The 10,135-nt window shown below is 56.2% G+C and carries 7 protein-coding genes and 1 rRNA gene; 5 read left to right on the plus strand and 3 right to left on the minus strand.

Annotated features, from left to right (window positions below; translation table 11 throughout):
- Positions 1–80: 80 nt before the first annotated feature.
- Positions 81–287, plus strand: coding sequence for a hypothetical protein (locus tag ADS46_RS06060; protein WP_324611655.1), 207 nt, complete (start codon positions 81–83; stop codon positions 285–287).
- A 49-nt stretch (positions 288–336) separates the two neighbouring features.
- On the opposite strand, the gene hrpB is transcribed toward ADS46_RS06060, so the two are convergent.
- On the minus strand, positions 337–2,775 hold the full coding sequence (gene hrpB / locus ADS46_RS06065; RefSeq protein ID WP_066317623.1) for an ATP-dependent helicase HrpB: 2,439 nt from the start codon (positions 2,773–2,775) through the stop codon (positions 337–339).
- Positions 2,776–2,780: 5 nt separating this feature from the next.
- Positions 2,781–3,440, minus strand: coding sequence for a TetR family transcriptional regulator C-terminal domain-containing protein (locus ADS46_RS06070; protein WP_066317626.1), 660 nt, complete (start codon positions 3,438–3,440; stop codon positions 2,781–2,783).
- A 200-nt stretch (positions 3,441–3,640) separates the two neighbouring features.
- Here ADS46_RS06070 and xdhA point away from each other — a divergent pair, with 200 nt between their 5' ends.
- From xdhA to guaD, 4 genes are read left to right on the plus strand one after another with little or no spacing between them, the layout of a single operon-like run.
- Positions 3,641–5,095 (plus strand): xanthine dehydrogenase small subunit, encoded by a 1,455-nt coding sequence (xdhA, locus tag ADS46_RS06075; protein ID WP_066317629.1) that lies wholly within the window; start codon positions 3,641–3,643, stop codon positions 5,093–5,095.
- Complete coding sequence (xdhB, locus tag ADS46_RS06080) at positions 5,079–7,502, plus strand: xanthine dehydrogenase molybdopterin binding subunit (RefSeq protein ID WP_066317632.1); 2,424 nt, start codon at positions 5,079–5,081, stop codon at positions 7,500–7,502. Before xdhA ends, xdhB begins: the two co-directional genes overlap by 17 nt.
- Entirely contained in the window at positions 7,499–8,371 is an 873-nt protein-coding gene (gene xdhC, locus ADS46_RS06085) for a xanthine dehydrogenase accessory protein XdhC (protein ID WP_066317635.1), read from the plus strand. The genes xdhB and xdhC overlap by 4 nt, the downstream gene beginning before the upstream one ends.
- A gap of 1 nt (position 8,372) precedes the next feature.
- Positions 8,373–9,689 (plus strand): guanine deaminase, encoded by a 1,317-nt coding sequence (guaD, locus tag ADS46_RS06090; RefSeq protein WP_066317638.1) that lies wholly within the window; start codon positions 8,373–8,375, stop codon positions 9,687–9,689.
- A 158-nt stretch (positions 9,690–9,847) separates the two neighbouring features.
- Here guaD and rrf read toward each other — a convergent pair.
- Positions 9,848–9,963: ribosomal RNA gene (rrf, locus tag ADS46_RS06095) — 5S ribosomal RNA — on the minus strand.
- Positions 9,964–10,135: the final 172 nt, after the last annotated feature.

The following is a 10,135-nucleotide window of genomic DNA, read 5'->3' on the forward strand; positions in this document are numbered from 1 at the left end:
CTTGCTAATTTACTATTCCGCTACCGACTTCTATAGTTGATTGATAATATTGATTTTAACGTATTCTGCGGAGATAACTGATGAGCATGCAACTGTTGAAAACAAGCATCCTGGCCCTGGCTTCGTGCCTGCTGGTGGCATTGCTGTCCGGCTGTACCACTTACACCTGGGAAGACGGGTCAAAGGAGACCGTATTCGGCGTACCAGCAGAGGATGAGAGGCTGACGGAAGAGGAACGACGCGCTCAAGGCGTACGCTACCGTGAGCCTGGGGAGATACCTGAATAATGGATCGACAAAACCTTGGGGCTCATTAGGCCAAATAAGCACATTTCATCTATCTGCGGCTATTCGTTCGGCCAGTGGCAGCTGCGGAAAGAGGGTTTTCCGGCCAAGGATGCTTTGGGTAACGCCCGCGCATTTCTTTACGTACTTCAGGGTAGACATTCGTCCAGAAGCTGCGTAGATCCTGGGTAATCTGAAGGGGGCGCCCCGCCGGTGATAGCAGGTGAATCATCACGGCGACGCGACCATCGACAATCCTTGGCGTTTCCTGCCAGCCAAACGCTTCCTGAAGCTTAAGCGCCAGCACCGGTGGTCTACCTTGTAAGCAAGGTGCATAATCAAGGGCAATTTGTCGGCCACTTGGCACACGCAACAAGGTAGGCGCCAAACGCCCAAACTGGGACTGCTGATCCCAAGTCAGTGATGCCAGCAAGTACGCCTCGAAAGGCATTCTTTCCATCTGGCTCATACGGGTAACCCCGGCCATGTAGGGGGCAAGCCAGGTTTCAAGCGTTGTTATTAACGCCTTATCCGACCATTCGGGCCACCGCCCCTCAAAAGACTCGTGCAGTATCGCCATACGTCCCTGTAACTGCTGAACAGGTGGCGTAAAGATCAAGTCAGGGCGCTGCTCCAAGGCGTTCAACAACGCCGCCATGACGTCTTCCTCGGGCAGTTTGCCAAGTGCGGCAGTGGCTAATACCAGCTCACCGTGACACTGCACCCTTTCGCCGATCAGCCTTCCCTGGGCGTCTGACCAACAGACACGATTGACCCACTGCTGGGTGGCTGGATAAAGTCTGATAAGGGTATCTAGTGGAAGCGGCTCCGCCACGTATATCGTCGCTTCGCTGGTCGCACCCTCCACGTTGACGGCCACCAGGTAAGGTTCATTGGCAAGCGGATGGCTGATCGGCAAGGTGGCCGTTTTACCATTAGCGAGCTTGAAACGACCTGGGCTGATGCGCTGACCAATACGCTCTGGATACGCCAGTGCCACAAGCGCACCTAACGATGCGTCTTCAACCTTAGCGGGAAAATTGGCTTTGGCCATTCGTGCCAGCCGCTTGGTATCACGCTGCCACTCAGGGTACCGTGCAGGTTGAGAAAAACGCTGATCCAGCGCATCACGAAGCGAGCCGTTGATACGGTCCCTGCTTTCAAGGAGCGCGGCCAGCCCACAGGCTAATGCCGTCGCGTTGATCTCGGCTGATTTCACCAACATCGCAGCAAGCCTTGGTGCTACCGGCCAGCGCGCACATTGTTCACCCAACGGGGTCAACATGCCCGATCGATCAATGATGCCAAGCTTAGTCAGTAGCGCTTTCCCGCTTTGCCAGGCGCCGCTGGGTGGCAAGGTCATCCAAGTCAGGTCGTCAGGGGACTGTACGCCCCAGGACGCCAGTTCAAGCACCAGCCTGGAGAGGTCCGCCTGCTGTATTTCCGGTTCACCAAAGGGGACGAGCGGTTGCTCTTGAGACCATAGACGGAAACATAGCCCTGGACCTTGCCGCCCCGCGCGACCGCGCCGTTGATCGGCACTGGCGCTATTAACCCACCGGGTGGTCAGTTGCGTGAGCCCCAAACGAGGCTGGAACAGTGGAACACGCTCCAGACCGGCGTCGATCACCACATTCACGCCATCCACCGTCACGCTGGACTCCGCGATAGCCGTCGACACGATGACCCGCGGACGCGAAGCATCTTGCTGAAGGGCCGCCTGTTGCGCTTCTACTGACATGCGACCATGCAACGCACGCACTTCGATATCGAGGAAGCTATCCTCCAGCTTCTTCACCAGCCGGTGTATCTCGGCCACGCCCGGTAGAATCACCAGAATATCCCGCGCCCCCGATCGATTTAAGGCGTCACCGACAGCCTCACAGACGCGTGTCTCCAGAGCGGTATCACGCGGTACCGGCCAATAGATCGTTTCAACCGGGTACTGGCGCCCGGTGCTTTCAATCACCGGCGTCTGTTGCCCAAGCACCTTTTGTAAAGCCGCCACATCGATAGTGGCGGACATCACAATGAGGCGTAAATCGTCGCGAATGCTTTGCTGTACATCCAGTGCCAGCGCCAGGCCCAGGTCCGCCTCGATGCTGCGTTCATGGAACTCATCAAAGATGATGCCGCCAACGCCCTCCAGCAGCGGATCATCCTGCAGCATACGGGTCAGCACCCCCTGGGTGACGACTTCCAGACGGGTATACCGGCTTACCTGGCTGTCGCCCCGCATTCGATAACCCACTGTATGGCCTACCGATTCATTGAGTTGCCGGGCCATGAAACTGGCCGCTAACCGCGCTGCGACCCGCCGTGGTTCAAGCAGCAAGAGCGTTTTCCCTTGCGCCCAATGGCTATTCAAAAGCGTCAGAGGCACCCGCGTCGTCTTCCCCGCGCCAGGCTGGGCCACCAGAATGAGTCGATTATGGCTGTCCAGGGTTTCTTTCAGGGAGGCTAAATGCGCCTCAATGGGTAGCGTGGACATACCAGTCACCGCGGCGCTGCGAGTGATGCATCGGGGCGCTGAACGCCACAGCCTTTGATGATCACCTGCTCAAGAAATTGGCAAATCGATTCAAGGTCTGCTTCATCCAGTGCCTCTTTACCCAGAATCCCGGTGACCTGGGCACTATATTCAGCGTAATGCTGAGTCGCGGACCAAATGAGAAAAATCAGCAAGTGCGGGTCCAGGTCGTCCATCTTGCCCTGATTCGACCACTGGCGAATGATGGCCGCTCGAGAAGCGACCCAATCGCGTAGTTCGCCAGACAGATATTTATTCAGAAAAGGCGCCCCGGCTAAAATTTCAGCGGCAAACAGTTTTGAGCCTTCGGGATAACGCTGACCAAGCACTATCTTGGTGCGAATGAATTCGCTGAGCACACGTCCTGGGTCGCTTTCTGGCGTGATGTCCTCAAGCACCGCATTCCATCGGCTCATCATGCGATTGAGCAGCCGGACATAGAGCGCCTGTTTGCTGCCCATGTAATACAGAATATTCGCTTTGGGCAGACCGGCTTTATCGGCAATCGCCTGGAGGCTCGCTCCCCGATAACCATATTGCGAAAACACCTGTTCAGCCGCGCGCAAAATGCAGTATTCGATGCGCTCCCGACCGACGTTATCCTGGTCTGCTGTTTCAGCCGTCATTCACTGAGTTCCTTTATCAGGTGCTGGGTAGATGAGTATGGAAGTTAACGGCGCTTCACATTACATGCTCCAAAGCCCCGCACAATACGGTTCTTCGCACCTTATCAGTGCAACAATCGAAGCCTTGCATAACCGTCCATTTTGTCTCAAGCTCAAACGATATTGACCGATCGGTCAGAACAATGAAAACGGAGTTTGGTATGGCGACGATTGAGTTTTTGCTCAATGGCACCCCCAGGCAAGGCGACGTGCCACCGGACACGAGCATTTTAACGCTATTACGCGACCATTTGGGGCTGACGGGCACTAAAGAGGGGTGCGCCTCCGGCGATTGTGGCGCCTGTACGGTCGCCGTTCGCAACCCGAGTGATGCTAAAGCGTGCTTTCAAAGCGTCAATGCCTGCATCACGCCAGCTCACCAGCTCAACAGTCGGCACCTGGTCACCGTCGAAGGCTTGGCGCAAGACAATCAGTTGCACCCTGCGCAGCAGGCCATGGTTGAATGTCACGGCAGTCAGTGCGGCTTTTGCACGCCGGGTATCGTCATGTCGCTGTTTACGCTGCATACCACTCAGCAGCGCCGCCCTATCCCTTTGACCCCTGAACGCCTTGAAGCCGTGCTAGGTGGCAATTTATGCCGCTGTACCGGCTATCGCCCTATCCGCGATGCAGCCTTGAGCATGCAATCATTGCCCTGGCAAACCCCTCAATGGTTTGACGCCTCATTACCAGCGACCTCAGTGTCCAACCCTGATCAGGTCGATGAAAACGCATCGCTGTTTGCCCAGCCAAGTACGCTGGATGAACTGACCAGAATCCGCCGCCGTTATCCTGATGCTCGCCTCGTCGCCGGTGCAACGGATCTATGGCTGGAAATCACTCAGCGCCTGGTCGAACTGAATCAACTGATTGATGTTACCCGGATAGACGAGCTCCGCCGGATTGAGGAAGCCTCTTTTCAGGGACAATCAGGCTGGTGGGTAGGCGCTGGCGTCACCTATACCCATCTTGAACCGCTATTGGAGGCCCACTTCCCGGCCTTTGCTCATTTGTTACACCGTCTCGGCTCCCAGCAAATACGCAATACAGGCACCATCGGCGGCAATATCGCCAACGCGTCTCCCATTGGTGATACACCCCCCGTTCTGCAGGCACTTGATGCCTGGGTGGAACTGACAAACGCTGACGGCTCGCGGCAAATCCCGTTGAGTACGTTTTTTATCGATTATAAAAAAACCGCATTAGCTGCAGATGAAGTGGTCAGCCGGGTGTTTCTGCCCAAACTGGCTGATACCGCTACACTGAAGGTATGGAAACTCTCCAAGCGTCGGGAAGATGACATATCAGCGGTGTTGGGCGCTTTCTGCTATCGCCTGGAAGCAGGCGTCATGTTCGACGTGCGCATTGCGTTCGGCGGCATGGCCGCAACCCCTAAACGAGCCCTTGCGATCGAGAAAGCACTGGAAGGCCAGTCAGTGTCGAAAACCAGCTTTCAAGCGGCCCAGCAGGCACTTGACGACGAATTCACCCCCATGAGCGATGTGCGGGGTAGCCAGCTTTATCGCCAGCAGGCCGCTCGCAACCTGCTAGAGCGCCTGTACCTGACGCTTTGTGCGCCCAACCAGGAGGTGATGCTCCATGCGTACGCTCACTAGACTCGATGCTGACAGCCACCGAGCCCGCCGCGAATTGCATGACCATATTCAAGGCTCCGGTCCACTTGCTCGCCATACGGTCGATAGCCAGAGTCAACGCCAGGCAGGCAGTGCAAGCTTTCACGAAAGCGCTCACAAACACGTCACGGGTAAGGCAGCTTACATTGACGATATCAAAACGCCAGCAGATGCCCTGCACGTTGCACTTGGCTTATCGCCAGTCGCCCATGGCACGTTAACCAAGCTCGACCTTGAGGCGGTCAGACAGGCACCTGGGGTTATCGATGTTATAACGTTTGATGATGTACCGGGGCACACTGACATTGGCCCGGTGTTCCCGGGTGACCCTATCTTCGTGGACCGGGAAATCAGCTATGCAGGCCAGTGTCTCTTTGCAGTGGCTGCGACCACCTTACAGGCCGCGCGCCGGGCCGTGAAACTTGCCAGGCTGGATATCGATGAACAACCCGCCAGCCTTGATCCTGTCGAGGCTACCGAGCGTGAAGAGTTTGTTCGCCCGACCCACGTTCAAGAGCGTGGTGACTGGCAGGCAACCCTGGAACAAGCATCGCAGCGAATCGAAGGCGAGCTTTTTATTGGTGGACAAGAGCATTTCTACCTGGAAGGACAGGCATGTATTGTATTGCCCAGCGAAGATGAAGGCGTCATCGTCCATACCTCCAACCAGCACCCAAGCGAGACCCAAAAGCTCGTTGCTGAAGTGCTCGGCATTCCTTTCCACGCGGTAACCGTTGAAGTGCGTCGCATGGGTGGTGGCTTTGGCGGCAAGGAAACCCAGGCCTCTCCCTGGGCCTGTGTGGCAGCGCTTTTTGCCCGCCGAACGGGCAAGGCCACCCGTCTCCGATTGCCACGCAGCGAGGATACCCGCGCCACGGGTAAGCGCCATCCTTTCCATAACCGCTATCAGTTGGCGGTCGATCATCAAGGAGTCATCGAAGGTGGCGAGATCACCTTGATTGGCGACTGCGGCTACTCGCCCGACCTCTCTGACGCCATTGTCGATCGTGCCATGTTTCATGCCGATAACGCCTACTCGTTGGGCAATGCGCGGGTGACAGGGCATCGCGCCAAGACTCACACGGCCTCAAACACTGCTTTTCGAGGTTTTGGTGGGCCGCAGGGAATGATGATCATTGAGGCCGCCATGGATGACATCGCCCGTCGGATCGGTGAGGATCCGCTGACCATCCGGAAGCGCAATTTCTATCGCCAGGGGCGCGACATTACCCACTATGGCCAGCGGGTTGATCAGACACAATTGCTTCACACCCTGGTGGATACGCTGGAACACAGCAGCGACTACTGGTCGCGTCGTGGGGCCATTACCGCCTTCAATGCGGCAAGTCCAATTATCAAAAAGGGCCTCGCCCTTACCCCGGTCAAGTTTGGCATCTCGTTTACTGCTCAGCATCTGAATCAGGCCGGCGCGTTGCTTCACGTGTATACCGATGGCAGTATCATGATCAATCATGGTGGGACGGAAATGGGCCAGGGCCTACATACCAAGATCTGTCAGGTAGTCGCTCGAGAGCTGGGATTGGATCTGGACAGCGTCCGCATCAGTGCAACCCGTACAGACAAGGTGCCCAATACATCGCCCACTGCCGCCTCCAGCGGTGCCGACCTGAACGGCATGGCGGCACGGGACGCCGCCAGCAAGCTCCGGGAGCGGCTGTTCGACTTTGCCGCAGAGCACTATTCAGAAGGTCTGGACCGTGAAGGTATGCGCCTGGAAGACGATATGCTGATTTCCGGTATCGGCGAGAGTGAGCGCCGCATCGCCTGGGGGGAACTCGTCCAGACCGCTTATCTCAACCGTATTTCGCTATCGGAAAAAGGCTTTTATGCAACGCCGCTGATTTATTACGACCGCGCCACCGGCCAGGGGCGCCCTTTCTATTACTATGCCTTCGGCGCAGCAGTAGGCGAAGTCAGCGTGGATACACTGACGGGTGAATATCAGGTGGAGCGCGTGGATATACTCCACGATGTGGGCGATTCACTTAACACTGCCATTGACATGGGCCAGGTGGAAGGCGGCTTTATACAGGGCATGGGGTGGCTGACCAGCGAAGAGCTCAAATGGAATGATAACGGCACGCTGATCAGCGACGGGCCAGCGACTTATAAGATTCCCACTTTCGGCAACCTGCCACCGATTTTCAATGTCGAACTGCTGGAAGGCCACCCCAACTCCATGGCGAGCCTTTATCGCTCCAAAGCCGTCGGCGAGCCGCCCTTCATGCTGGGGATTTGCGTTTGGTCAGCGCTGCGGGACGCCCTCTCAAGCCTGACGGGCTATCAGGCATCGCCCCATCTCGATACCCCGGCGACACCTGAACGGGTCATGTTGGCGGCCAATGCCATCAGGCAGAAAGCGCTATGACCCTAACCGCTCCAGAAAACTGGCATGCGGCGCTGCATCGCTTACAGCGCGATGGCATTCCGCATGTACTAGCCACTCAGGTGACCAGCGCAGGCTCGACACCCCGAGAGCCCGGTGCGCGGATGGTGATTACTATTGATGCTATCTTCGATACGCTGGGTGGCGGTACTTTCGAGTGGCAGACGATCAGCGCTGCACGTAACTTATTACAGCAGCAGTGCTACGGCTTACACCTGGAGGCTTTTTCCCTGGGTGGGCGTAGCGGTCAGTGCTGCGGCGGCTTCGTCAACATCCTGCTGGAAGTCTTTCCCGGTGCAGAAGCCCATGTCGCTATATTTGGCGCGGGCCATGTCGGTCGCGAAATCGTTAACTTGAGCGCCCCCCTCCCTTGGCAGTTGCACTGGTACGATAGCCGAAGCGAGATCTTCAGTGAACAGCTACAACAGCAACCGCGTCTAGGCTGTCATACGCTTGGGGATCCCCAGCGGGCAGTCTCGGAATTACCACCGCAAACGCATGCGCTCGTACTGACCCATAGCCACGATCAGGATTACGCCCTGATTGCAGGCCTCATTGAGCGCGCTGATGTCGCTTCTATCGGACTAATTGGCAGCGACAGTAAATGGTCAAGCTTTCAGGGACGTCTAAAGCGAGCAGGCCATGACGCCGAGAAAATTAAGCGTGTGCGAAGTCCCATCGGACGCATCCACGCCACCAAGCTCAGCAACAAGACGCCCTATGCCATTGCCTTGACGGTGGTCACCGAATTGCTGTGGCTAACCGACAAACCCACCTCACCAGAAACACGTGGTCTTGAGCCTAACGCTGCACGTGCTTTAGTTGACGATACGAAGACGCCCCAGAGTTAATATGAATCCTGCTACCGATACGTTTATTCGTGCCGAATTGATTAGTTTTGCCCGCGACCCTGGGGATGGCGATACGCCCGAGCCGGGCAGCTTAGAGCACTACGGCGACGGCTTACTCTGGCTGAAAGGCCAGCATATTCATGCCGTCGGCCATTTCAATGAATTACTGCCGTCACTACCGGAAAACAGTGATGTATTGGACTATCGCGATAAGCTGATCATGCCGGGGTTTATCGATACCCATGTTCACTATGTCCAGTTGGATATAATGGCCTCCTATGGCCGCCAACTGCTTGACTGGCTAAACGACTACACCTTCCCCGAAGAGTGTCGCTTTGCCAATCATGCCCATGCAGAAGCGCTATCCAATGCTTTTCTTGATGAAATGCTGCGCGCGGGTACAACCACCTCTCAGGTATTCGGCTCTAGCCATCCCGGCTCCGTGGATGCCTTTTTTTCCGCCTGTCAAAAACGTCAGTTGCGTATGCTGGTCGGCAAGGTATTGATGGACCGCAACGCGCCCGAGGGGCTTATGGACGGCACGACGGGTATTGCCGACAGTGAGCGACTGATTGAAGACTGGCACGGCAAGCAGCGGCTGGGGTATAGCGTTACCCCTCGCTTTGCGCCTACGTCGACCAAAACGCAAATGGATGCGGCAGGCGCTCTTCTGCGTAATGACCCCAGCCTATGGTTACAGACTCATCTAGCGGAAAACAGCGGGGAGCTTGACTGGGTGGCAGAACTGTTTCCCGGTAGCCGTGACTATTTGGCCGTATATGAAGAAGCGGGCCTTGTTGGCCCTCGCAGCACCTTTGCTCACGGCATTCATCTTGATAACGGTATGCGTAAACGGTTGGCGAGTCGCGGTGCGAATATTGCTTTTTGCCCTAGCTCTAATCTCTTCCTAGGCAGCGGGCTCTTTGACCGAGAGGCCGCGAATGAAACCGGCATGGCATTTACCTACGCCAGCGATATCGGCGCAGGCACTGATTTATCAGGCTTTGGAACGCTTAAAGCAGCCTATCAAGTGGGTCAGCTACGCGGACAGCCACTTACCGCCTGGCAGGGTTTTTATGGTTTAACCAAGGGAAATGCAAAGGCACTCTCGCTGGATAGCCATATCGGTCAATTGGCGCCCACGCTTGAGGCTGACTTTGTAGTGATCGACACCCAGGCAACGTCGCTGCTTAAGCGTCGCATCAATCACTGTAAAACGCTGGGAGAACGCTTGTTCGCTTTGATGATGCTGGCCGACGACCGAGCCATCTATGAAACCTGGGCGGGTGGTATTTGCCAGCATCACAGGGACAATTAATCACCATTCCACGCACACAAAACCCCCGAGCACGATGTACTCGGGGGTTTCTGCGGCATAGGTGCCTGACGATGGCCAGGGCGGCTCTCCGCTACTCTCCATGGGAGACCCCTAAAACAAAAAACCCAGCCGATGGCTGGGTTTTCTGCGGTATAGGTGCCTGACGATGACCTACTCTCGCATGGGGAGACCCCACACTACCATCGGCGCGAAGCGGTTTCACTGCTGAGTTCGGCAAGGGATCAGGTGGTTCACGCTTGCTATGGTCGTCAGGCGTAACTGTAAATGCATATCATGCTGTGTTTTGTGTGCGTCTCTTACCAAGCCCTGTGTCATCAACACTTGGCTCAGTACGCGTATCCGGTTCTCTGAGTGTCTTCACACTCGTCGTTATCATCACGACCAGACCCCTTGGGTGTTATAGGGTCAAGCCTCACGGGCCATTA

The organism is Halomonas sp. G11, from assembly GCF_001663515.1.
In the GTDB taxonomy this organism is placed as follows: Bacteria; Pseudomonadota; Gammaproteobacteria; order Pseudomonadales; family Halomonadaceae; genus Vreelandella.

Bases quoted from the DNA above. Each gene is read 5' to 3' on its own strand.
- ADS46_RS06060 (WP_324611655.1), top strand. From the start codon at position 81: ATGAGCATGCAACTGTTGAAAACAAGCATCCTGGCCCTGGCTTCGTGC.
- hrpB (WP_066317623.1), bottom strand. From the start codon at position 2,775: ATGTCCACGCTACCCATTGAGGCGCATTTAGCCTCCCTGAAAGAAACC.
- ADS46_RS06070 (WP_066317626.1), bottom strand. From the start codon at position 3,440: ATGACGGCTGAAACAGCAGACCAGGATAACGTCGGTCGGGAGCGCATC.
- xdhA (WP_066317629.1), top strand. From the start codon at position 3,641: ATGGCGACGATTGAGTTTTTGCTCAATGGCACCCCCAGGCAAGGCGAC.
- xdhB (WP_066317632.1), top strand. From the start codon at position 5,079: ATGCGTACGCTCACTAGACTCGATGCTGACAGCCACCGAGCCCGCCGC.
- xdhC (WP_066317635.1), top strand. From the start codon at position 7,499: ATGACCCTAACCGCTCCAGAAAACTGGCATGCGGCGCTGCATCGCTTA.
- guaD (WP_066317638.1), top strand. From the start codon at position 8,373: ATGAATCCTGCTACCGATACGTTTATTCGTGCCGAATTGATTAGTTTT.